This window comes from Niabella aurantiaca DSM 17617 (assembly GCF_000374125.1).
GTDB lineage: Bacteria > Bacteroidota > Bacteroidia > Chitinophagales > Chitinophagaceae > Niabella > Niabella aurantiaca.
The window spans coordinates 1-23,419 of record NZ_KB893626.1; the positions used below are offsets into that span (position 1 = coordinate 1).

26 protein-coding genes are annotated in these 23,419 nt (G+C 47.3%); 16 read left to right on the forward strand and 10 right to left on the reverse strand.

Going from position 1 to position 23,419, the window contains the following annotated elements:
• Positions 1-248: 248 nt before the first annotated feature.
• Positions 249-671 carry a DoxX family protein gene (locus B160_RS0104960; RefSeq protein ID WP_018626777.1) on the reverse strand — a complete coding sequence of 141 codons (423 nt, stop codon included), beginning with the start codon at positions 669-671 and terminating at the stop codon, positions 249-251.
• A gap of 90 nt (positions 672-761) precedes the next feature.
• Positions 762-1,346, reverse strand: a complete 585-nt coding sequence (locus B160_RS0104965) for a Crp/Fnr family transcriptional regulator (RefSeq protein ID WP_018626778.1) — start codon at positions 1,344-1,346, stop codon at positions 762-764.
• 179 nt (positions 1,347-1,525) lie between these two features.
• Here B160_RS0104965 and B160_RS0104970 point away from each other — a divergent pair, with 179 nt between their 5' ends.
• The 5 genes from B160_RS0104970 to B160_RS0104995 all read left to right on the forward strand — a co-directional run bounded on the left by B160_RS0104970 (position 1,526) and on the right by B160_RS0104995 (position 5,110).
• Complete coding sequence (locus tag B160_RS0104970) at positions 1,526-2,092, forward strand: Crp/Fnr family transcriptional regulator (protein ID WP_018626779.1); 567 nt, start codon at positions 1,526-1,528, stop codon at positions 2,090-2,092.
• A 52-nt stretch (positions 2,093-2,144) separates the two neighbouring features.
• The gene (locus tag B160_RS0104975) at positions 2,145-2,597 is read left to right on the forward strand and encodes a DoxX family protein (protein ID WP_026309531.1); all 453 of its coding nucleotides are present in this window, start codon (positions 2,145-2,147) and stop codon (positions 2,595-2,597) included.
• A 61-nt stretch (positions 2,598-2,658) separates the two neighbouring features.
• Positions 2,659-3,396 (forward strand): GNAT family N-acetyltransferase, encoded by a 738-nt coding sequence (locus B160_RS0104980; protein WP_018626781.1) that lies wholly within the window; start codon positions 2,659-2,661, stop codon positions 3,394-3,396.
• A 300-nt stretch (positions 3,397-3,696) separates the two neighbouring features.
• Positions 3,697-4,434 (forward strand): bestrophin-like domain, encoded by a 738-nt coding sequence (locus tag B160_RS0104990; RefSeq protein ID WP_157557919.1) that lies wholly within the window; start codon positions 3,697-3,699, stop codon positions 4,432-4,434.
• A gap of 40 nt (positions 4,435-4,474) precedes the next feature.
• Entirely contained in the window at positions 4,475-5,110 is a 636-nt protein-coding gene (locus B160_RS0104995) for a Pr6Pr family membrane protein (protein ID WP_018626784.1), read from the forward strand.
• A gap of 11 nt (positions 5,111-5,121) precedes the next feature.
• On the opposite strand, the gene B160_RS0105000 is transcribed toward B160_RS0104995, so the two are convergent.
• On the reverse strand, positions 5,122-5,550 hold the full coding sequence (locus tag B160_RS0105000) for a phage tail protein (protein WP_018626785.1): 429 nt from the start codon (positions 5,548-5,550) through the stop codon (positions 5,122-5,124).
• Between the two features lie 642 nt (positions 5,551-6,192).
• Between B160_RS0105000 and B160_RS0105005 the strand changes: the two genes are divergently transcribed.
• From B160_RS0105005 to B160_RS0105030, 6 genes are all read left to right on the forward strand, one after another.
• A complete protein-coding gene (locus tag B160_RS0105005) occupies positions 6,193-6,636 on the forward strand; it encodes an IPExxxVDY family protein (protein WP_018626786.1) in 444 nt (147 codons plus the stop codon).
• Positions 6,637-6,646: 10 nt separating this feature from the next.
• Entirely contained in the window at positions 6,647-6,877 is a 231-nt protein-coding gene (locus tag B160_RS0105010) for a 4a-hydroxytetrahydrobiopterin dehydratase (protein WP_018626787.1), read from the forward strand.
• A 19-nt stretch (positions 6,878-6,896) separates the two neighbouring features.
• Positions 6,897-7,367: a DUF4920 domain-containing protein gene (locus B160_RS0105015; protein WP_026309532.1), complete on the forward strand. Its 471-nt coding sequence runs from the start codon at positions 6,897-6,899 to the stop codon at positions 7,365-7,367.
• A gap of 229 nt (positions 7,368-7,596) precedes the next feature.
• On the forward strand, positions 7,597-9,174 hold the full coding sequence (gene atpA / locus B160_RS0105020; protein ID WP_018626789.1) for a F0F1 ATP synthase subunit alpha: 1,578 nt from the start codon (positions 7,597-7,599) through the stop codon (positions 9,172-9,174).
• A 154-nt stretch (positions 9,175-9,328) separates the two neighbouring features.
• Complete coding sequence (locus tag B160_RS0105025) at positions 9,329-10,042, forward strand: LytR/AlgR family response regulator transcription factor (protein WP_040679516.1); 714 nt, start codon at positions 9,329-9,331, stop codon at positions 10,040-10,042.
• 122 nt (positions 10,043-10,164) lie between these two features.
• Positions 10,165-10,542, forward strand: a complete 378-nt coding sequence (locus B160_RS0105030; protein WP_157557920.1) for a hypothetical protein — start codon at positions 10,165-10,167, stop codon at positions 10,540-10,542.
• 46 nt (positions 10,543-10,588) lie between these two features.
• Here B160_RS0105030 and mtgA read toward each other — a convergent pair whose 3' ends face one another.
• The 4 genes from mtgA to B160_RS28465 form a co-directional block, all read right to left on the reverse strand.
• Positions 10,589-11,281, reverse strand: coding sequence for a monofunctional biosynthetic peptidoglycan transglycosylase (gene mtgA / locus B160_RS0105035; RefSeq protein WP_018626792.1), 693 nt, complete (start codon positions 11,279-11,281; stop codon positions 10,589-10,591).
• A 142-nt stretch (positions 11,282-11,423) separates the two neighbouring features.
• Entirely contained in the window at positions 11,424-12,044 is a 621-nt protein-coding gene (locus B160_RS0105040; protein ID WP_018626793.1) for a LysE family translocator, read from the reverse strand.
• Between the two features lie 39 nt (positions 12,045-12,083).
• Positions 12,084-13,613, reverse strand: coding sequence for a GH3 family acyl-acid amido synthetase (locus B160_RS0105045; protein WP_018626794.1), 1,530 nt, complete (start codon positions 13,611-13,613; stop codon positions 12,084-12,086).
• Between the two features lie 403 nt (positions 13,614-14,016).
• The gene (locus B160_RS28465) at positions 14,017-15,156 is read right to left on the reverse strand and encodes a glycosyltransferase family 2 protein (protein ID WP_018626797.1); all 1,140 of its coding nucleotides are present in this window, start codon (positions 15,154-15,156) and stop codon (positions 14,017-14,019) included.
• A 172-nt stretch (positions 15,157-15,328) separates the two neighbouring features.
• Between B160_RS28465 and B160_RS0105065 the strand changes: the two genes are divergently transcribed.
• The 4 genes from B160_RS0105065 (at position 15,329) to thiL (ending at position 17,952) form a co-directional block, all read left to right on the forward strand.
• Positions 15,329-16,105, forward strand: coding sequence for an inositol monophosphatase family protein (locus B160_RS0105065; protein ID WP_018626798.1), 777 nt, complete (start codon positions 15,329-15,331; stop codon positions 16,103-16,105).
• A 22-nt stretch (positions 16,106-16,127) separates the two neighbouring features.
• On the forward strand, positions 16,128-16,433 hold the full coding sequence (locus tag B160_RS28470) for a DUF6364 family protein (RefSeq protein WP_018626799.1): 306 nt from the start codon (positions 16,128-16,130) through the stop codon (positions 16,431-16,433).
• Positions 16,433-16,840 carry a type II toxin-antitoxin system VapC family toxin gene (locus B160_RS0105080; RefSeq protein ID WP_018626800.1) on the forward strand — a complete coding sequence of 136 codons (408 nt, stop codon included), beginning with the start codon at positions 16,433-16,435 and terminating at the stop codon, positions 16,838-16,840. The genes B160_RS28470 and B160_RS0105080 overlap by 1 nt, the downstream gene beginning before the upstream one ends.
• A gap of 80 nt (positions 16,841-16,920) precedes the next feature.
• On the forward strand, positions 16,921-17,952 hold the full coding sequence (thiL, locus tag B160_RS0105085) for a thiamine-phosphate kinase (protein ID WP_018626801.1): 1,032 nt from the start codon (positions 16,921-16,923) through the stop codon (positions 17,950-17,952).
• Positions 17,953-18,000: 48 nt separating this feature from the next.
• On the opposite strand, the gene B160_RS31305 is transcribed toward thiL, so the two are convergent.
• On the reverse strand, positions 18,001-18,942 hold the full coding sequence (locus B160_RS31305) for a hypothetical protein (protein WP_157557921.1): 942 nt from the start codon (positions 18,940-18,942) through the stop codon (positions 18,001-18,003).
• A 331-nt stretch (positions 18,943-19,273) separates the two neighbouring features.
• On the opposite strand from B160_RS31305, the gene B160_RS0105095 reads away from it, so the two are divergent.
• Positions 19,274-20,767: a S41 family peptidase gene (locus B160_RS0105095; protein ID WP_018626802.1), complete on the forward strand. Its 1,494-nt coding sequence runs from the start codon at positions 19,274-19,276 to the stop codon at positions 20,765-20,767.
• Here the strand turns inward: B160_RS0105095 and B160_RS0105100 are convergent.
• Positions 20,754-21,827, reverse strand: coding sequence for a peroxiredoxin family protein (locus B160_RS0105100; protein ID WP_018626803.1), 1,074 nt, complete (start codon positions 21,825-21,827; stop codon positions 20,754-20,756). The genes B160_RS0105095 and B160_RS0105100 overlap by 14 nt on opposite strands.
• A gap of 164 nt (positions 21,828-21,991) precedes the next feature.
• Entirely contained in the window at positions 21,992-23,365 is a 1,374-nt protein-coding gene (locus B160_RS0105110; protein WP_040679518.1) for an alpha-L-fucosidase, read from the reverse strand.
• Between the last annotated feature and the right edge of the window lie 54 nt (positions 23,366-23,419).

Consider the following 23,419-nt stretch of genomic DNA (forward strand, 5'->3'; position numbering starts at 1 on the left):
CAACCCGTTTATACGTCCAAAAGAGCAACAGAGAGCCATGGGCCCGGGGCATAATGATCCGTGCCGATGGCACTTATGAAATTACGGCTTCGTTAGGGCCGTGCTAAAGCGCGGCTTTAACGACAACGACGCGCCGGATGGCGCTTATAAGGGGGACCAAATATTATTTTTAAACAGTTTCTTAGTAGCAAAAGCAATAAAAATCCCCAAAAATGTTATACACCATTTTTGTACTGCTGCCGGCGTCATCAGCGTTTTCCGATCAGCTGGTCAACCGACCATCCGCCACTTCCGAGGAGGACAATACCGATACCTAAGCCTATTGCGAGAAGGTGGTATTCAAAACCTTCGCCTTTCTGGTTTCCGAACCAGTTCATAAAAAATCCATGCTGCCAGTGATGGCCCATAACAATGGCCCCTGCCATAAGCAGGATCAGCAGGAGCGCCATAAAGCGGGATCCGAAGCCAAGCAGTAAAAAAAGCGGGGCAATAAATTCTATCAGAATGACCAGGATGGCAAACAGCCAGGGAACATTATAATCCTGCTGTAAATGATACAGGGTGTTTCGGAAGTTGGAAAGCTTTTGCCAGCCATGTGGGAGCATTACCAGGCCCAGGGTAAGCCGGAGGATTGCGGCAGCGATGCTGCCTGTTTGAACGGGAAATTCCATATTTGTTTTTTTAAATGATTACAGGAACAAAAATGCTCCGCTGCGCATTTAAAAAAAATGAAGCAGTACAAAAAAATTGCTTGAACTGGATTAAGATTTTTTGGCAGCAATACCATGACGGATCTTACTGAGAAATTCTGCAGTCATGCCCAGGTAAGCGGCCAGCTGGTATTGGGGCACACGGTGAACGATCTCGGGGTACCGTGCAGAAAAGTCCAGGTAGCGTTGTTCCGCGGTCTGGCTCATGGCCGCGATCACTCTTTTTTGCAGCATGATAAAGCTGCGCTGATACAGGATGCGGAAAAAACGCTCCAGTTGCGGAATGTTTTTAAACAGGAGCTCCAGTGCAGGTTTGTCAATCTGCAGCAATACGGTGTCTTCGAGCGCTTCAATATTGAATGTTGAGGGCGTATCGAATAAAAAGCTTTCGTTATCATTGAGCCACCAGCCTTCTATGGCAAACTGGATGATGTATTCCTGTCCGTTGTCGTTGGTAAAATAAGAGCGCAGGCAGCCGCTGGTCACAAAACTCAAAAAGCGGGACGCATCGCCCTCCTGTACCAGAAATTGCCGCCGCTTCAATTTTTTCTGGTGAAAAGCCACAGTGATCTGCTCCTCTTCCTCCCTGGTTAGCGGAACCAGCGCATGGATGTGTTGAATTAACAGTGGATGCATGTACACGCGATTGCCGGTTTAAAGATAAAGGAATTGCAGGAAGCCGGCTATTGAAACCCTCTATTATTTTGCATATGGAATAAAGGGATCATAAAAAGAGGATAAGCTGTATTTTTAGCCCGGAGAAGGGCCACCGCTGTTGTGCAAAATGGTGTTGAACAAATCTGGCCCGTATACAAATGGAAGAGATCCGGAGGCTTTTTGAAAAGAACGTGCAGCTGAGCAATGCTGACTGGGAGTTCTTTGCTTCAAAACTGGCAAGGCGGTCCGAGAATAAAAAAACACTGCTTTTAAAGGCTGGCCAGACAGAGCATTATTTGTCGTTTATCGAAAAAGGAGTGGTGCGTTTTTATATGGACCGGGAAGAACGGGAGCTTACCTTTTCATTTGCGTTTGTCAACGGGTTTGTAAGTGGCTATGACTCCTTCCTTACCCGGTCGCCTTCCCGCTACTATATAGAAACTCTCACAGAAACGGTGCTCTGGCAGCTAACCTATGATGATCTGCAGGAAGTGTACCGGCAAACGGCCATTGGTAACGCCATCGGGCGATATGCGGGGGAGGAGCTGTTCCTGAAAAAATCCCGGCGGGAACTTTCGCTGCTGAACGAAACAGCAGAACAGCGTTATCTGAATCTTTTTACCGAACAGCCTGAGCTCTTTCAGAAAATCCCTTTAAAATACATCGCATCCTATATTGGCATCACGCCCCAGGCATTGAGCCGCATCCGGAAGCGGATTTATTAACCCGGGTTCATTGTTTTCCATTTACCGCCAGCAGAACTTTGTAAAAAAAACAATGAAACCATTAATGATCCTGATCCTTGTATTTGTGGCCGCTCTTGTGGCAGGGAAAGTATTTCAGGGGCAGTATTCCCCCGCATGGTCCGGAAGGATCGCCATGACCGCCATGTTGCTGTTTACCGCCGTTGGGCATTTTGTTTTTACAAAGGGGATGTCGCTGATGCTTCCTGCCTTTGTTCCGGGCAGAACCGCGCTCGTATATATTACCGGCGGCCTGGAGATTGCGGCAGCAGTGGGCCTGCTTATTCCCGGTGTGAGGGTGCCCGCAGCCTGGTGCCTGGTGATCTTTTTTGCGCTGCTGCTTCCGGCAAATATCCATGCGGCCCTTATGCATGTGGATTATCAGAACGCTACCTTTAGGGGAAGCGGGCCCTCATACTTATGGTTCCGGGTACCGCTGCAACTGTTTTTTATTGCTTGGGTCTATTTGTCGGCAGTAAAGGCATAAACAGTTTATTTTTGTAATAAGGAACAGGGATCAGGAACGGATAAATTTTTAACCTCCGCTTATGGCGCTCCATATAACAAGGACAACCGCTGATGTGATTGAGCCGTTACGGGTACTTTTTCTGAATGAGGGCGGTTTCCAGTTCATCTGCAACAAATGCCATACTTATGGGTGGGCCGATCTTTATCTTTTTACAGCAAAGGGAGCTGCAGTAGGGTATGGTGCTGTGTGGGGGTCGGAAAAAAGAACGGATCGTGACACTATTTTTGAATTTTACCTGATCCCGCCTTACCGGGAAATTGCCGGTGATGTCTTCAACGCCTTCCGGCGCGTCAGCAATGCCACGCTGGTGGAATGCCAGACCAATGACTGGTTACTGACTTCCATGTTTTATGAAAGCACCCACGACATCCGGGCTGAAGCAGTGCTTTTTGAAGACGGCCATCGTACCCTGCTGATGGTGCCTGGTGTTTCGTTCCGCACGCGGGCGGCAACAGATGACATGGGCGATGATGATAGTACGCATGTGCTGGAACAAGAGGGGGTAATTGTTGCCAGCGGCGGATTGATGCTGAATTACAATATGCCGTATGCAGATATCTACACGCAGGTAAGGGAACCTTTTCGCCGCCAGGGTCTGGGAGCGCTGATCGTTCAGGAACTGAAAAATGAAGCGTACAGCCTCAACCGGATGCCGGCTGCGCGGTGCAATATTGATAACCGGGCTTCCAGGGCAACACTGTTAAAAGCAGGCTTTAAGATCTGCGGCTATCGTCTTAAAGGAACCCTCAAACCATAAAGGGCATTCTGCTTCGTTCGAACGAGGCGTTGCAGGCAGGCTGGAAGCAGAAAAAATTGTTTATGAGATCCTCCGGGATCCGGCAGGACGACGGGCAAGCGAACGATTATAAAAGGGACGTGGAGCGGCCCGAAAGCATGTTTATAGAAGCATTACAGTACTCTGGAGCAAACGGGCATAATCAGGTTAAGCGTGAATACCGTGGATTTTTTGTAAATTCGAAAATGGTGCGGAACAGAAAATGACACCGGAACCAGGCCTTCCGGTTTTTTTATGGTAACCATCAAACAGGCGTCAGGTATGCTGGACTCTCTTTGGGTGATCGGTCTTTACATTGTTTTATTATGCTGCAGCATTGCCGGAGGTATCTGGTATGCGGGGCGTTACCGGAAAAGATCCCGTTGGGAGAGTTCCGGTATCGAAAATTCCATTGTAGGCATATTCGGCCTGATCATTTCGTTCACGTTCCTCCAGGCGGGCAACGCCCACCGGGAACGGTATGCATATTTACATAAAGAAGCAAATAATATAGATGCCCTTTACCGCCATAGCAGGGAAATGCCCGACTCATTCCGGCTTTACACGAAAAATATGCTGCAGGAGTTTTTGAGGAATCAGCTGGCTTATGAGCGATCCGGCGACATCCGTTTTTTTTACAATGCCAAGGAACAAAGTGATGCATACTGGGCGGACCTGGTGGCCCTGAAAAAACAAAACGATCAGCCTGCGATCGATAAAATAGCAACGTATTTTGACCAGTTGCAGGATACCGTGTCGCTTTTTGCCTACTCCAACTATGAGCGGACGCCTGCATTTGTTATCTTCCTGCTCATCGTAGTATCCATACTGATCGGGTTTTTGGTCGGGTTTATGAATGGAGTAAGGGAAAAGGTCCACTATATGGTGCCGCTTATTTATTTTATAACGGTTTCGCTGACGATGCTGGTCATCAGTGATCTGAACAATCCCCGGCTGGGACTGATAAAGCCGAGCTATTATCATCTGCAACTAACGCTGGAATATATCCGGAACAACTAAACCCTATCCGGATAGTTAAAAACCCGGAACATCAATTGTTATGAATCATACGATAAAAAAACGCGGGCTGGTGATCATGGTAGCGGTCATTGCCTGGTTTGCGGTCATCCTTCAGCTTTACCTGATGTTTCAGAACACAAAGAATCCGCCGGGGGAAACATTGCTGCGCTTTTTTAGTTATTACACGATCCTTACCAATATACTGGTTGCGGTTTATAGTACCCTGCTGCTCCTAAGCCCATCAGGCCGGCCGGGAATGTTCTTCTTACGACCGGCTACCGCTACGGCTGTTGCCGTTTATATAACCGTTGTGGGTCTTGTTTATAACCTGGTACTGCGCCATTTATGGAACCCCCATGGTTGGCAATGGCTGGTGGATGAATTGCTTCATGTAGGGGTACCGTTGTTGTTTATCCTGTATTGGCTGATAGCTGTGCCCAAATCCGGGCTGCGTTACAAGGGCATTGGTGCATGGCTGATCTATCCTGCGGTATATGCTGTTTGTATCTTTTTCCGGGGAGCAGGATCCGGTTTTTATCCCTATCCTTTTGTGGATGTAGCATCGCTGGGCCTTCAGCGGACCCTGCTGAACAGTGTTGTACTGGCGGGAGGGTTCCTGCTGGTGTCTGCCTTATTTGTAGCGCTGGGACGGTTGCTATCCCGGAACCACCTATGATGAAAAATGGGTTACACTTTTACAACCGTCAGCCCCTCGTGGGTCAGCTCCAGACTTTCCATGGCCAGTTGCCCGGTTCCTGCATATAGAATGGGGCCGGTATATTTTACCGGGAAGGCGTTTTTGGCCCGCCAGATAACGATGGGCTCATGATTTTCATTCAGCAGCGAGATGGTGATATCCCTCCGTTGGATATTGTTCATTTGTTTGGTATTGATCCAGTCAAAAAAATCGTTATCTCCTTTGAGGATATTTCTTTTCAGGACGATGTTGGAGTAGCTGCGCAGGCCGGGTATCTTCCGCATCTGGTCTTCCGGGCTGGCGCCCTCTCTGAAAAGAACGGGTTCTATTTCAATATTCAGACCGGATATTTCGGCAAAGCCGGCGCGGGATCCGCCCCAGTCGGCCATAAAATGGTATCGGGAAATGGGTTGTGACATGATGTGCTGGTTTTTAGATCATTGATCAATGAGATCCCGGTGAGGATACAGGCTCAATGTACAACAAATGCAGGGCTGCTCCGATCGCTAATTTTATTGATAGGAACGCAACGCCTTGCAAATGGCGTAGATTTCTGCTGATTTGGTGGGACACTGTGACCGGTGCGACTCACACCAGAGCTAAGGGTTCCCCCGGTCTCCCTGTCACCCGCAAGCTGCTACGGAATCGCAGGACCCCAGAATTTTTGCTTCACGGGTAATTCTGCTGGAGGAGATAATAAATTTTTTTTAGGGTTTATATCTGTCAGAGGCATAAAGTCTTCAGCGTTTCAGTGGTAATGCAGCCACAGGTGAATGGCAAAAGATCCACGATAGGTAAGTGCTGGGTGAAGTCTAAGCGGGGTAACCCATTTGTTACAAGAATGACTTTCCGCAAAAGGTCGCCCGGTCCTTGGAACAAAAGCGTTGAAATGGGCCGAACGGCTTGCCCCTGCGGGCAACACACCCGGGAATCATCTTCCGGCTCGGGAAAATTAAAAAGCCGGTGCCAGACTTCGTACCGGCGCATTATTTGCTACCTTTACAGCATCATTTCCGCAAGAGGCCGCTCTATTGCGCTATTACCGGAAAAACCGTTCATTCATGGCCACCGTAAAACTATCTTTAAATACCGATCAGATCACGGAGGAGTTTTTTGAAGACACCAAGCTCCTGGGGATCGTAACAACGGTAAAGGATTACAAGTTTTGCTGGAACCTGAACAATTTACTGGAACTGGATTTCCGGATCAATCACGATATCGAGATCAAATTAAAACGGAAAAAACGGCTTTACTTTTTCTCGGTGTATGAATACCGCGATCCCAACAGCTCCCTTTGTCATTATTTATATAATAACCTGTACGATGGGGAATTTTTACTGCCGGAATTCAAACATCTCGATTTTTTGTGGCTGATGAAAAATGACACGGTAACGGATGAGTACCTGGAGCAGGTAAAAGCCTGGCTTCGGGAGATCCCCGGGGTACAGCTGATCACCGAGCTTACGAACGAAAAAATAAAGAATAAGGATTACCTGATCTTTTAAAAACAGTTATATGTGGACAGAAAACGACAACAAATTATACCGGAAGCTCACCTTTAAAGATTTTAATGAAGCTTTTGGTTTTATGACACGGGTGGCACTGGCCGCCGAAAAAATGGACCATCACCCCACCTGGACCAATACTTATAATACGGTAGAGATCTGGCTTTCGACCCACGATGCCGGGGATGTGGTTACGGAAAAGGATCATAAACTGGCAGAAAAAATAGATAAATGCCTTTAATATTAAAACTTTTAGAATTATGAGAAATATATGCCTGTTAATGGCCTGTCTGTTTGCAGGCATGCTCTTATACGCGCAACCTCCCGCAGGCGAAGCAAAAAAGGGAGATAGCTATGGTGAAAAGATCACTGCCCGCGGCGCGCTTTCGCTGAACGAACTGGCGTTGAAGCTCGATAAAAAAGATACCCTGAGCACTAAAATAAAAGGGACCATCCTGGCAGTTTGCCCGAAGAAAGGCTGCTGGATGACCATGGAGCTTCCGGACAGGACCAGGGTGCTGGTTAAATTCAAGGATTATGGCTTTTTTGTGCCCACAGCCATTGCCGGCAAAACCGTGGTACTGAACGGGGTGGCCCGTCAGAAGCTGGTTTCAGTAAACGAGCTCAAACATTATGCAGAGGACGCCAAAAAACCACAGGCGGAAATAGATGCCATTACGCAACCGGAAAAGCAGGTACGTTTTGTGGCTGAAGGGGTGCTGGTAATATAGCGCGGAATCACCTGTTCCTGCCCTCAGGACCACCGCGCAACCCTCCTGCTATGGTGCATCCGCTTATCCGGGAAGGTTTCCCGCTTCTCCGGGTAGCGGGCCCCACTATGTGCAAAAAATTTTCACTTCCTTATTTTTTGTTAGGAATCCCGTAATACACTACTTTTGCAGCCTGAAAACGGGCGTTAGGCCGTATTTCTATACAACAATGTATTAAATATCATTATTTATGCCGGAAATAAAACCAGACGAAATAAGTGCCATCCTTCGGGAGCAGCTGAGCAATTTTAATGCCCAGGCAGATTTGGAGGAAATTGGTACCGTATTACAGGTGGGTGATGGAATTGCCCGCGTTTATGGCCTTGGAAATGTAAGGTATGGTGAACTTGTTGAGTTTGAGGACGGTGTACGAGCCATTGCCCTGAACCTGGAAGAAGACAATGTAGGGGTGGTATTGATGGGTGAAGGCAAGGATATTAAAGAAGGATCTAAAGTACGCCGTACCAACCAGATCGCTTCTATTAAAGTAGGTGAGGGAATGGCCGGCCGTGTGGTAAACACGCTGGGACAGCCGATCGATGGTAAAGGACCGATCTCCGGTGAACTGTATGAAATGCCGCTGGAGCGCAAAGCCCCCGGGGTTATTTTCCGGGAGCCGGTAAAAGAGCCACTGCAAACCGGTATTAAAGCGATCGATGCGATGATCCCCATTGGCCGTGGCCAGCGGGAACTGATCATTGGCGACCGCCAGACCGGTAAGACCGCGATCGCCATTGACACCATTATCAATCAGAAAGAGTTTTTCAAAGCAGGGAAACCTGTATATTGTATCTATGTGGCCATCGGGCAGAAAGCATCCACCATTGCCGGTGTGATGAAGACCCTGGAAGACAATGGCGCAATGGAATATACCACCATTGTTGCGGCTTCCGCCTCTGACCCGGCTCCGTTGCAGTTCTATGCTCCGTTTGCGGGCGCTGCCATTGGTGAGTACTTCCGCGATACCGGCCGCCCGGCGCTGATCATTTATGATGATCTGTCCAAGCAGGCCGTGGCTTACCGTGAAGTATCCCTGCTGCTGCGCCGTCCCCCGGGCCGTGAAGCATATCCCGGAGACGTATTCTACCTGCACAGCCGTTTGCTGGAAAGAGCGGCAAAAGTGATCAACAACGATGAGATCGTTAAAGAAATGAACGATCTGCCGGATTCGATCAAACACCTGGTAAAAGGTGGCGGATCCTTAACGGCGCTGCCGATCATCGAAACACAGGCGGGTGACGTATCTGCGTATATCCCCACCAACGTGATCTCCATTACCGATGGTCAGATCTTCCTGGAATCTTCACTCTTCCTCTCCGGTATCCGTCCGGCGATCAACGTGGGTATTTCTGTAAGCCGTGTAGGTGGTAACGCACAGATCAAATCCATGAAAAAAGTTGCCGGTACCCTGAAGCTGGACCAGGCACTGTATCGGGAGCTCGAAGCGTTCTCAAAATTCGGGGGCGACCTGGATGCCGCTACCAAAAATGTAATTGATAAAGGAGCGCGGAACGTAGAGATCCTGAAACAACCCCAGTACTCTCCTTACCCGGTAGAAAAGCAGGTAGCCATCATTTACCTGGGTACCAATGGTCTGATTAAAGATGTACCGGTAAATAAAGTAAAGGAATTTGAAGAGCATTTCCTGCTGGAAATGGAGAATAAATACCCTGAAGTGCTGGCGGAGTTCAAAAAAGGAAACCTGCCGGAAGAAGGAGTGAAACAAATGGTGGAACTGTCGAACAGCATCATTCCCCAGTTTAAATAGACCGGTAAAAAATCATTTTTCCCAGGGCTGTCCTTTTGGACGGCCCTTTTTATTGGGAATTCCGCTTATATAAAAAGTTTCTGTAATTTAAAAGGCCGTCAATTTCTGCAAATGATCAATTTTTCGTACTTTTAGGCAACCTTAGACTATATAAATGAACGCGAACGGCCCTCTTATATGCTTATTGGTTGACGATAATAAAGTAGCGCGGGTTATTTTAAAAAAGATTCTTCTAAATATAAATAATGTAAACGTTGTTGGCGAATGCGAAAGCGCGCTGGAAGCCAAAAGTTTTTTAGAAGCCAATCATGTAGATATTTTGTTTTTGGATGTTGAAATGCCGGAAATGAGTGGTCTGGATCTGCTGAAGCTGTTACCAAACCGGCCGCATACCATTTTAACAACGGCAAAGGAGCAATACGCCGTTGAAGCGTTTGAGCTGAATGTGCTGGATTACCTGGTAAAGCCGTTTACACTGACCCGGGTATTGGCCGCTATTGACAGGGTACAGGAGCTGATCCGGTTTAAGCAGTCGCAGCAACCGGATGCCATAACGCCCAAACACCTGTTTATAAAAGAAAATAAGGTGATCCGTAAGATCAACGTGGATGATATTTTATGGATGGAGGCAAAAGGGGATTATGTGCAGTTTAACCTGCCCGACAAAATGTATATGGTTCATGGGAGCCTTAAAACAATTGAGGATAAATTTTCGCCGGATAAGTTTGTAAGGGTCCACCGTAGTTATGTGATCGCTATTGATAAGGTGGAATACATTGAGAACCGGCTTGTTTATATTAAAAATCAACCGATACCCGTTTCCGAGAGTTATAAGGATGCCTTGCTTGCAAAGCTGCATCTTTTATAAAAAACAGACAAACAATTAGCATACTGCAGCAGGGGAGTGCCCTACCTTGCCTGTGGAACGTAGCCCTGTCAGAAAAAGATACTCTTAACCGTCATAACAAATGGACAAAAATGCTGGCGATCATGACTGAGCCCCTACCAAATAATGCCGAAGCCCCATACAATAATCTTCAGTATTTAAGGGATCTGCTGGACCACGATATGAATGCGGTAAATGATATTGTGGCAGAGATAAAAGCGCAATGGAAAAAGGATCATCTTGAGTTGCAGCAAGCCGTGGATACAGGAGACGTGGCAGAAACAAGACGACTGCTGCACCGTATAAAATCTACGTTTTCACCATTAGGAGCGGGGCACCTTCTTTACCGACAGGTAGCAGACAATGGCGAAGCCTTCCTGGAAAAAAAGGGTACGCTGGAGGGCGATCATGCGTACTGGAAAAAACTGATCGGAGACATGGAACAAGTAGTGGAGGATTTGTCTAAGGAAACATCCCGTTAACGCATTAAAAGCCGGAACATCGATCCAAAACGGCGGCCACAGCAGCCTATCGCCGGATAAGGCGTTGGATGTCGCGGTCGGGTTTCAGAAAATTCATTTGCTGTACGATCTCCCGGGCGCGCTTTGATACTTCGGGCGACATGGGTTTTACCTTACGCTTTACCGGGTTGGGAAGCACCGCTGCAATGGCTGCCGCCTCAAAGGCTGTCAGTGATCTGGCCGGTTTATTAAAATAGGTTTGCGCCGCCTGCTCAATTCCAAAGATACCGCTGCCCATTTCTGCCACGTTCAGGTACACTTCCAGGATCCGTTTTTTACCCCAGATATTTTCGATCATAAAAGTAAAATAAGCTTCGAGGCTCTTCCGGATCCAGCCCCGGCCCTGCCACAGGAACACATTTTTTGCGGTCTGCTGGCTGATGGTGCTGGCGCCCCGGATCCTGCCCGGCTTCTTTTGATTGTACTCAATGGCCTTCTGTATCTGTGTCCAGTCGAAACCATTATGATCGGGAAACAGCTGGTCTTCCGATGCGATCACCGCCAGGCGGGCGTTTTCAGAAACAGCTGCAGCCGGCCGGTTCTGCTGGTGAAACCCGCGGCCATGTAACAGGCTGCCGATCTGTGTAAAAGTAATGGGCGGGTTCACCCATTTCAGCAGTACGATATAGATCAACTGGCCCACAAACAGTACAACAAATAATCTTTTGCCCCACTTCCATATGCCTTTCAGAACCTTCATCTTATTCAAACGGATCCTTTATTCATGCCAATCAAAAAGAGGCTAATTTCTTAATGATTCAAATACAGCCTCTTAACAAAAATAAGATTATTTGACCCCGGATATATGTTAAATGTATAAAAATACCAGGCGGGACAGCATTTTAGATCACCAGCCGTATGATGAGTGCGATACCAAAACACATCAGCACGAAACCGTTGATGCGGTTGAGCAGGTGAATATTGCGGGGGGTAAGCCTTGTGCGGATCTTATTGGCCAGCATTACTTTTGCAATGTCCGTGCCCAAAACAATGAGCAGCGCTGTTACAAAAATAACAATGCGTTCGTTAATGGTATGGGTAATGAAGGTGGTGGACGCCGTAAGCCAGAAAATAAAAATGCCGGGATTGAGCGTGTTCAGAAAAAATCCGGAAAGGAACAGCTGGAGGTAATCGCGTTTGCGGAAAACCGGTGGTGTTCTTTTGATGCGGTCACGGATCCGGATCTTTTTAAAGAAAGCATAATAAATACCCAGCACAATAAGGAAAGTGCTGCCAACGATACTGATGGCCACTTTTTGCGAACTGAGGCTGGTAAAGAACTGCGAAAAGAAATTACTGATAAAGGCCAGGGAAGTATCGCTGGCGGAAACACCGAGCACAAAGGCCAGCCCGCCCCTGTGTCCTACGTTAATGCTGTGCTTGATGACTGAGAAGAGTACGGGCCCTACTGCAATGCAGAGCAGCAAACCCATGGTTATTCCTTTAATAAAGGCTTCAATCATAATTGGATAACAATATAGCCGAAGTTTTTAAAAAGGGGATCAAATTTTCCCTGTTTTTAAAAAATTTTCCCAGTCAAGGAGCATGCGGCCCTTCATCACCCGGGGAAATTTATGCTGGCTGCCCAGTTTGCCTTTTAGCTCCATAAACTTCATAAATGTTTCCGGGGGCAATACTTCAATAAAGACTTCCTTTAAAGCACTGGTCCGTTCTGTTGCATAGTCGTCGTTGATCTCACGGAGCTTGTTATCTATAAACGCGATCAGTTCCTCATGGTTTACCGGATCGCTGGTGGCTACATACCAGCGATGCGCAAAATAGCCTTCATAGGGAAAGCCGATAACCGTGTATTCATGTATGCTGATGTTGAAGTGGTCATTGGCATCCTGGATCGCCCGGTTCATATTCTCAACGCTCAGGTGTTCGCCCACCAGGCTTAAAAAATGCTTGGTACGGCCGGTAATGATCAGCTCTGTTTTTTCTTTATCCAGGAATTTTATGGTATCTCCGATCAGGTAACGCCAGCTGCCGGCGTTGGTGCTCATCAAAAGGGCATATTCCTTGCCGATCTCCACTTCATCGATGAGCTTGGCCTCCGGATGATCCACCATTGTGCCCTCTGCATCAAAATTGCAATTATCAAAGGGTACGAATTCAAAAAATATATTGTTGTCGGTCACCAGCTGGATGCCGCGGTCTTCCTTCATTTTATACCCAATAAACCCTTCGCTCGAGAGGTAGTTCTCTACATAAACGATCGGTTTACCCAACAGTTTATCAAAGGACTTTTTATAGGGCTCAAATGCCACACCTCCGTGTACAAAAACGCCAAAATTCGGCCATATCTCGTGAATATTGGCCAGTTTATATCGCTCAATAACCATCTCCATACACATCTGGCACCAGGCCGGCACGCCTACAATATAGCCGATATCCCATTTGTGGGCATTGTCTACGATCTCATTCAGCTTCTGGTTCCAGTCGGCAATGGCAGCGATCCGGCCGCCGGGCTTATAAAAGGTCTGGAACCAGAACGGGCGCTTTTTTGCAAGGATGCCACTCAGATCGCCCGCAAACCAGCCGGCTTCTCCTTTTTGAAGGTTGGTAGCACCGCCGATGATCAGAAAATCTTTGGTCAATGATTTTTTATTCGCCTGCTTATAGCCGAAAACGCTGATCAATTGTTTGATATAGTTAATGGTATTGCTTTTCAGCAGGTCTTCCGTAACCGGGATGTATTTGCTGGAGGCTTCAGAAGTGCCGGAGCTGAGCGCATAGTACTTGATCTTTCCGGGCCAGGTAATATCGGGTTTCCCTTCCAGTGTTTTTACCCACCATCGTTCATAGATCTTATTGTAATCATTTACCGGAACCAGCTGCTGAAAGCTTTTTTCAACGTTTTTTGAAAGAAGGATCTCGTCAAATCTGTATTCCTGGCCAAATTCTGTAAATCTTGCCTTTTTTAATAGTTTTTTTAATACTTTCTGTTGCTGTGTTTTTGCATTACGCTTAGGAAGTCGCAGCGCACTGGCAATCGATCGCGGTAATTTAATATCTATTATTGATGCCATATTCTACTAACTACTGTAACCAGCAAAGATACAATTTTGAACGCCGATCTACTAATATAAACATAAACTGTACCGTTTGTACATATGTTCCTATCAATTTTAACAAAGCAGTATCAGCCAGTGCTTTGTACCATGCGGGAGCCGCTTTTTTTAAGGATGGAACAGCTTGTTGCCAGTCATACATGTTCCCCTCAAAAGCGGAGTACAAGGCCTGCAAGGTAACCATAAAACCGATAGGAACCATACAGTTGTTAGCGCCGCCCTGCAGCGTGTTTCATGTTTAAGGTTTAAAGTTCCACATCAATTCCCGTTTTGTGCCTGGTGCGGAATATCAACCGGCGGGAAGGCGATGGAATGGTAACGGATCTTTATTTCCGAATTCTCAAATTTCCACATTGTTACTTCAGCCGCCGGTAATGATGCTGCTACCACTGTAAAAGTGCAGCTGCCGGTGGCAGGTCTTACGTACGATCCCGATCAGGGCAGCGAAGCTCAGGTCCTGTTCACAAAGATATACCAGGGCACGGGGTTGTGCCCTGAGGATGGCGATCAGTTGCTTTTCATCCGGCGACAGGACGGTGGTGCGGGCGTCGTTTCCGGGCAAATGCTGCATCAGGCTGCCGGCGGATATTGCGGAGCCAACAATGATCCGGGAGGGGGTTTCTGCCGGAGCCTTCGTTTTCCGGGGGCGGAGCTTTCCGGAAAGGTATCTTACGCAAGCATGCGTCCAGATGCCCGGGTGCGCCAGCAGGCGAAGTCCGATGCGTCCGGGCCCCTTGTGGTGCTTGCTTACAAAAATGCCCATGGCTGTATAAAAGTTCTTTATATAACTCAGGCTGTTTTTTGCAGTGCTTTCTCCCTTGAAGTGAAGGATCGGCGGGGCGGACAGGTAGTAGTTTTTATACCCGGCTTTGTAAATACGGTAGCTGAGATCAATGTCTTCACCATACATAAAGAAGGCTTCATCAAAACTACCTGTTTTTTCAAGAACTTGCCGGGGAATGAGCATGAATGCTCCGGCCAGCACCTCGGCATACTGGTCCTGTTCCGCATCGAGGTGCCCCAAATAGTACCGGTCAAATATTCGCGAGCCGGGAAAAAGGCGGTGAATACCGGATAGTTTGAAGAAGGATGCGGATAAGGAAGGGAACCCGCGCTTGGACTCTTTCAAAAACAGGCCCTGACCATTGAACATGCGTATGCCAAGGGCCCCCACTGCGGGGTCCTGTTCAAAAACGGCCAGGGTTTTTTTGAGGCAATCTTCGGGAATAAGGGTATCCGGGTTCAGGAACAGGACAAATTCTCCTGTTGCACGGGCAAGACCCTGGTTACAGGCCTTGCCGAAACCGGCATTTTCCTTATTGGCAATAAAGGATACCTGCGGAAAGAGAGGCAGCAGATACTCCAGGCTGCCATCTGAAGAACAATTGTCAACAACAATGATCTCTGTGCTTATCTTTTCTGAAGCGTGCAGCACGGACCGCAAGCAATGCTCTAAAAAATATTTAACGTTATAACTGACTATGATAATGGAAAGGGTCATTTTAAAAAGCAGGAGCTGTGCACAAAAATAACTGAATTCCGTTCCGGATGATTTGAAAATTTGAGAGTGTGGAGATGTGAAAATAGGAATGCTGTAGCCACCCATCAGTTTTCACCCGTCGGCCTTTAGCAATAAAGGTCCGGCTGATGGCTAAATTGCTATCTTTGGCCCTATGTTAGCAACAGTTTTAGAAGAAGCAGTAAGGGCGGGCGCAGCAGAGCTGACCCGTTATTTTCAACAGTCGTTTTCCATACAACATAAGGAAGGTCGCAACAACCTGGTTACGGATGCAGATCATGCATCTGAAAAAGCCATCATTGAGGTGATCCGGCGCCATTACCCGGATCATTTTATTTTAACGGAAGAAAGCGGGGAGCTGGCGGGAGACCCGGAATATAAATGGATCATCGACCCGCTGGACGGCACCATCAATTTTGCACATGGATTGCCTCTCAACTGTGTGTCTGTTGGAGTAGAATATAAAAAGGAGATCATTTTAGGGATGGTCTACAACCCGCATATGAATGAGCTGTTTTTTGCGGAAAAAGGAAAGGGCGCAACCCTGAATGGAAAGCCTATAAAGGTGAGCATGGAAACAGAGGCGATGAAGTCCTGCCTGGTAACCGGTTTCCCGTATGTTTATATTCATATGGAAAACGGTCCGCTGCAGGTATTTGACCGCCTGATCAAAGAAGGGGTGCCCGTGCGCCGTCTTGGAGCCGCGGCCATTGATCTGTGCTGGGTAGCTGCCGGCCGGTTCGACGGGTTTTATGAGCACAAGCTGGAGGCCTGGGATAGCGCCGCCGGTTTCCTGATTGTGGAAGAGGCCGGGGGAAAAGTGACTGATTTTAATGGAGACAACTATTCACCCTACCAGCATCGGATCCTTGCAACAAACGGGTTGATACACGAAGAAATGTTGAATATTATTAACGACAATAATCCGTAAAGATATATGATGCTTTCTGATAATGAGTAGCAGTAAGCCGCCTTTATACGTGGAAAAACATTATTTTTACACGTATAAAGAGCGGGATATGAATGCGAAGCTGACATTGAATTTGAGCAAAGTGGTTATCGATCATGCAAAGGGGTATGCAAAAGATCATCATACAAGCCTTTCAAAGCTCATTGAAAATTACCTGGGGTCCTTAACAAAGAAGGAAAGTAAGAAGGCCAAAGTAAGCCCATTGGTGGAAAGCTTAACAGGTATTATTCCGAACGAGCCCGTAACCGCCGATCATAAAAAAGAATATTTAGCAAAGAAATATTCATAATGAAAAGGGTATTTATAGATACCAATATTGTAATAGACCTGCTTCAAAAACGGGATGGTTTTTATATGGAAGCACAGGAATTATTTACGCTCGGCGATAATGGGGGTATCCGGTTGTATCTTTCGGCTTTAACTATAGCAAATGCGCACTATATTTTATTGAAGCATTATAAGCCAGGGGAAGCTAAAAAAGTACTTGCAACATTTAAAGTATTGGTCAGTGTTTTGCCGGTCGATGATAAAATAATTGAGCTGGCACTTGCTTCGGATTTTACAGGTTTTGAAGACGCTGTTCAGTATTTTACAGCATTGGAACACCACATGGATGTCATAATAACCCGGAGTAAAAAGGATTTTAAAGGGAGCTCGATCCCTTTGCTTACTGCAAAAGAATATTTACGCCGTTAACAAAAACAATGAAACGCTGGTGATAAATCAGGAAAGCATATTTATAACAACAAAAGGGCTCCGATGCCGCGTCTTAAAATATGAGTACAGAACGTACAGAATTATCTGAACTGGGTGAATTTGGTCTGATTGACCATTTGACCAAGAACATAGAACTGCAGAATGTTTCCTCCCTGCTGGGCGTGGGAGATGATGCGGCCGTGATCGACCATTTTGGTAAACAGACGGTGATAACAACGGACCTGCTTTTGGAGGGCGTGCATTTTGACCTGATGTACACTCCCCTGAAACACCTCGGCTACAAATCCGTTGTGGTAAACCTGAGTGATGTGTATGCGATGAATGCCACGCCCACCCAGATCACACTGAGCATTGGCATCAGCAACCGTTTTAGCCTGGAAGCGCTCGACGAATTTTATGAAGGGGTCTATACCGCCTGTGGTCATTACGGGGTCGACCTGGTTGGAGGCGACACCACCACCTCACAAAAAGGATTGGTGATCTCCATTACTGCGATCGGTGAGGTGGCCCCCGATAAATTTGTAAAGAGAAGCACTGCAAAAAAAGGCGACCTGCTTTGTGTGAGCGGCGATCTGGGCGCTGCTTATGTAGGATTGTTATTTTTAGAAAGGGAAAAAAAAATATTCCTGGAGAGCCCAAAGGTTCAACCCGATCTTGAAGGGGAGACCTACGTGATCGGCCGGCTGTTAAAACCCGAGGCCCGGAAGGATATCATTGAATTTTTTGCAGAAAGCTCCGTCATGCCAACGGCCATGATGGACATTAGTGACGGGCTGAGCTCCGAGATCCTTCATATTTGCAAAGACAGCCAGCTGGGATGTGTATTGTATGAGGACAAGATCCCCGTAGCAGACGAAACCCGCAATGCCGCTTTTAAATTTGAGATCGATCCGACCGCCTGTGCTTTAAGCGGAGGGGAAGACTATGAACTATTGTTCACCGTGCCCCAGTCGGATTATGAAAAGATCAATAGCAACCCGGCTATCAGCATTATCGGCTACATGGCCGATGCCGGTGAGGGCGCGCACATCATTACCAAAGGCGGCAGCCGGCATGAGATCACAGCCCAGGGCTGGAACCCGATCCGGTAGCCAAATAATATTGCGTACCTGGTTGAGCTGAAATAAAAAGCATTGAATTTATTTAAAATTAAATCGCACACTGGCTACCAGTTGTCTTGGCCGCAGGTATAGTTCGCTATAAGAAAGCATGTAAGCGGAATTATACTGTCTAATAAAATGTTGGGCATTGAAAATATTATTACAGGTTACTGATAAATCAGTCTTGGTTTTCGGCATTGTAAAAGTGTATTTCAGGTTCATAAACAACTGATCAGTTTGGGTATAAAGCCTGGATATGTAGTATCTTGTGTACACTGATAACGTGTGGCGAGGCAACGGGAAAATAGTTATGTCCAAAGCATGGTTCTGAATGGTTGAGGTGTTGATCGGTTTCCCAGTGTAATGCGATCCTGCAATACTTAGATTATATCTGTATTCAGCACTAATCCAGTTGGAAGATGAGTTGATAACTTCGCCGGATGCACCATAGGGTGTAGAATAAAATTTCACAAACGCATCATTAATTAAACGATCCGATTTGCCGGAAACCAGAAATCCTGATAGTTTTAGAACAGTTTTAATTGTACGGAAATATTGAGATAATGACGCATTAAAGTTCATAGACCTTCTCCTATTATTAAGTTCCAGCATTTCGCTATACGCCAGACCCAAGGAATCATAACCAATTCGGTATAAATAATTATTATGACTTTGGGAATAGGAGCCAGAAATATTTGCAAACCTTGATTTCAAAGGGTTCTTAAATTTCAAATAAAGGTTTGCGGATTGCGCATAGCCCTCTGAAACACGGCGTGCTATAGAATGATCCAGGTTGTTATACCCGGTTAAAATATATCCGGTATATAATTGGGTTTGGCTGCCAAAATCATTATTGTGCCGCACATCACCACTTATCTCCCATTTTGATGAAATAGTATAGCGTATATTTAAAGAAGGATTTACTACAGTTTTACAGTCCTTTAGATCGGCATGGAAGAGTTTTTGGTCTTTCCATACCACATATTTGCAGGAATTGCGGATCTGATGCACAATGCAGAGCTGGGTAACTGTATCGGGGAATATGCCTAGCCTTTTCTTACGCAGGCATCCCCGGCGGGTGTGGTTACGTCATTTGATCCTACAGTGAGTAATAATGCTGCACACGCCGGCTGCCCGGCTACAGACCTAAGGGATAAAATAGTCACAGGGTAATTCGCAATAAAGACGAACAGCGCTTTTTAAAGAAGCTTCCGGCGATCATCGTTCCATTTGAGATACAGCTTTATGATATATAAGGTATAAATTGTAGTTTGCAATTATTTGATGGGTTATCATAAAAGCGGCTTTCTGCATGAAATGGTGGATCGGTTTATTTATAGGCATTGTTCTGTACTCCTGTAAAACAGGGAAGATGACCTTTAACCCCAATAAAAAGTTCAGTCCGCAACAGCTGCGCTCCGATTACCATCTTTTCCGGAACATCCTCGAAGAACGGCATCCGGGACTGTATTGGTACAATACGAAAGCACATATGGACCAGGCTTTTGATGAAGGGTTTAAGCAGTTAGGCGACAGTCTTACGGAGCAGGAGTTCCGCAGGGTATTGACAAAAGTGGCGGCACAGATCCGGTGTGGCCATACGTCTGTACGCGTATCAAAAAAATATACAAAATACCTGGACACGCTGAAGACAAAGGCTCTGTTCCCGGTGTATATAAAGACCTGGAATGATACGGTGGTAGTGGCCTATAATATTTTTAAGAATGACAGCAGTCTGATACGGGGTGCACAGATCGATTCCATCGGAAATAAGCCGGTAAAAGAGGTGCTGGACAGCTTGCGCAGCTATATACCGGCAGACGGGGGAAACCGCATTGCGCAGGACCAGCGGCTGAGCACCGGCACCTACCTGGGCGTCTTATATACCTGGATCTATGGCTGGCCGAAAAGCCTGAGCGTTCATTTTCGTGACAGTACCGGTATTGCGCACAAGCGCGTGATCCGGCCTTACCGGCCACCGGTGGATACCACCCGGAAAGCAGGTCCCCGTTCAAAAAGGAAACCACGGGTGCCGCGCCGCGAACGGCTGCTGGAGGAGCGGTCGCTGCAAATAGACAGCAGCGGCCTTTTTGCCACGATGGAACTGAACAGCTTTTCTGAGCATCTGAAGTTACGCTCGTTTTTCAGGAGATCCTTCCGGAAACTGCGCCGGCAAAAGATCCGGAACCTGATCGTGGACCTGAGAAGCAACGGGGGCGGGCGGGTGAATAATGCGCATCTTTTTATGAAATACCTGAGCGGACAACCATTTAAGCTGGCCGACTCGCTGTATGCTGTTACCCGCAGGTCTGCATACAGCCGCTATATCAGCGATGACTGGGTACAGAAATGGTTTATGCGTTTTGTAACGCATAAAAAGGCGGACGGCCGGTTTCATTTTACCTGGTATGAAAAGCATTATTTCCAGCCAAAGAAAAGAGATCATTATCAGGGCAGGACTTACCTGCTGAGCGGCGGCAATTCCTTTTCGGCCACGTCACTGGTGATCGGGGGACTGAAGGCCCGGGAAAATATTGTTATACTGGGAGAGCCTACGGGTGGCGGTGCTTATGGGAACAGTGCCTTATTGATCCCGGACGTAACGCTGCCGGCTACAAAAATACGGTTCCGGCTTCCCTTGTTCCGGCTGGTAACGGATAAGGATATTCCTAAAGACGGACAGGGCGTACAGCCCGAGGTTCCTGTGCAACCCACGGTTGAAGATATCCGCCGGGGGCGGGACTATAAAATGGAAAAGGCAAAGGAACTGATAAAAGCCCGGGATGGGGGCATTACGGAGTATTGAGCAGGCCGCGGATCTTCTCCGTCAATGTTTTTTCTGTTTCCGGGTTCCAGCCGGTTTGCGCATAGGCTACTTTGCCTGCTTTATCCAGGATGTAAAAATAGGGTGTGCCCGGTGCATGAAATTTCTTTTTGATCTCCTGGCCATCAAAAATTACAGGGTAGCTGATTGCATTCCGTTGAATATATGTTTCCAGGCTCTTTCTGCCGTCGGCGTAAATGCCAAAAACAGTAAAAGGCCGGGTTTTGTATTTCCCGGTAATATTGTTCACCGTCCGGATAGAGGCTTGTGCTGCCGGACAGCCGATGCCGGATAAATACAGTAATACTATTTTGCCCAAACTGCTTTCTGATGAAACGGAAGCTCCTTCCACCGTTATTCCGCTCCAGGCGGGCGCCGGTGTATGCTCACTTAAAAGCGCTTTCGATACATAGGGTTTAAATCCCTTCAGCACGGCGAGCCCCGAAAGATGATTGGTGGAAAGTTTATTGATCCGGATATTGGTATAGACGGCTTTCTCATAAACGTCGATAAATGTGGGTTCTGTAATACCCGGCTTTTGCCCCCAGCCGCTGGCCACATACAGCTGCATCAGGGGTAAATACGTTTTTTTATCAATGATGAGGGTTTGATCGGTGAAGTTTCGCCGGCCGTCAATGACCGAGTCGAAGCTGTTCACAAGAACCACATAGTACGCCTTTTGACGAATGACGGTATCTTTTCGTAGCGATATACAACCGGGTTTATCTGCAAGGAGCCTTTTTGCGGTTGACAGCAAGGCGCTGATACCGGAAATGGTTCCCGAATATCCGCCGGATCCGGGCTTGCGGGTATAGGTACGGTCTTCAAGATCATAAAAGTACATGGCGGAATCCGTTACGACTATCCTGTTTTTATAAAGAGCGGTACGGGTGGTTACATCTGCATTTTTTATGGTCCCTTGTTCATTAAAGAAAAAAGTGTACCGGCCATAAAGCGATGTGGTATCCGTATTGAACAGGCTTTTTGCTTCTTTTGTTTCTTCGAATTGCAGGTTTTTTGCGGTTGCAAATTTTGACAGCATTGTTTTTAGAACAGCAACTCCGTTCTTTGAGCGGTTTTGTGCAACGGCATTTTCAGCGCATACAAGCAGGAGCAATAAAAGGAAAAAGCAGCAAATTCTCATTTCCTAAAAATAATGCGGTCCGTTAAACGATGCTTATGCCCCCGGCCTGGTTTAACAAACATTTAAAAAGCCCCTTCAATTTTATAGACCCAGGCATAAGGGCTGGGATTATTGGCCGGGGTAATATGCGGTGCCCGGATCCGGATGCCGCCTTTGGTTGACTGGTAGCTGATCCTGTCCGGCACGCCCAGCAGTTGCACCTTTGCCGGTTGCCGGATGCCCTTAATGGTCAGCACTTCCCGCCATTGAGTGGCGATGGCATAAAGGGTAGCACCTTTCTTTGTAAAACGGATGGTGGAATCGGGTTGCTTCGGAGCCTCCCTCCAGGCCGTAGTACCATAAATAGCATCCCCGTTCACCTTCTGCCAGTCGCCCATATCCTTTAACCGCTGCTGCATGATCACGGGAATGGTGCCGTCTGCTGCTGGTCCAATGTTCAGCAGCAGGTTGCCTCCGCGGGAAACGATGTCAATAAGCATATGTACCAGGCTTTTGCTGGATTGGTATTGTTCCAGGTTTTCGTTGCGGTTATAACCAAAGGATTCCCCGATACCGCGGCACTCTTCCCAGGGCTTTTCCAGGCTTGCGGTTCCATGACCATATTCTGTGGTGTTGAAGCTGCCGTATTTTCTTCCGCCGCTTCCCCAGCGGTCATTCACCACCACCGTATTTTTTACCGGGGAGTCGTTATACAGCCAGGCAATGAACTCCCGGCTCCGCCAGATAGTGTCTGAGTGGTCCCATTCTCCATCGGGCCATACAATATCCGGCTGGTAGCGGGTTACCAGGTCCTTTAGCTGCGGCAGCATGTGCTGGGCTACATATTTTTTTACGTCTGTTTTGTACAGCGGGTTGTACCACTCATACAGCGAATAATAGAAGCCCATGTGCAAACCGGCGGCTTTCACTGCTTTCGAAAGGTCGCCGGCAAGGTCGCGGTGCGGGCCTGCATCCATCGCATTCCAGTTCCAGGATTCCCGGCTGGGCCAAAGGGCAAAGCCATCATGATGCTTGCTGGTAAGCACTACATATTTTGCCCCGGCATCTTTAAAGATCTGCGCCCATTTTGAAGGATCGAACAGTTCGGCCTTAAACATCGGCGCAAAGTCGGGGTATTTAAAATTGGGACCGTAAACCCGGTTCTGGAAGTCGACAAACTCTTTATGGATCTTCAGCTTGTCGTTGATCAGCCGCTGCCAGTACCACTCGGCGTAATTGCTGCCAAAGCCGTCGGCATTGGAGTTGGTGGCCCAGGCGGGAACGCTGTACAGCCCCCAGTGGATGAAGATCCCGAACTTGGCATTGGGGTACCATTGGGGGATAGGTCTCGATTCCAGCGATTCCCAGGTGGGCTGGTATTGCTGGCTGCTAACTGTAAGGACCATCAGCATTGCCGGAAGCAAGAATAGTCTGGACAGGACCGTCGTTCTTTTCATAAAGGCAAGTTAGGAAACCTCTGTGAGAATTTGAAAATGTGGAGATGTGGAAAT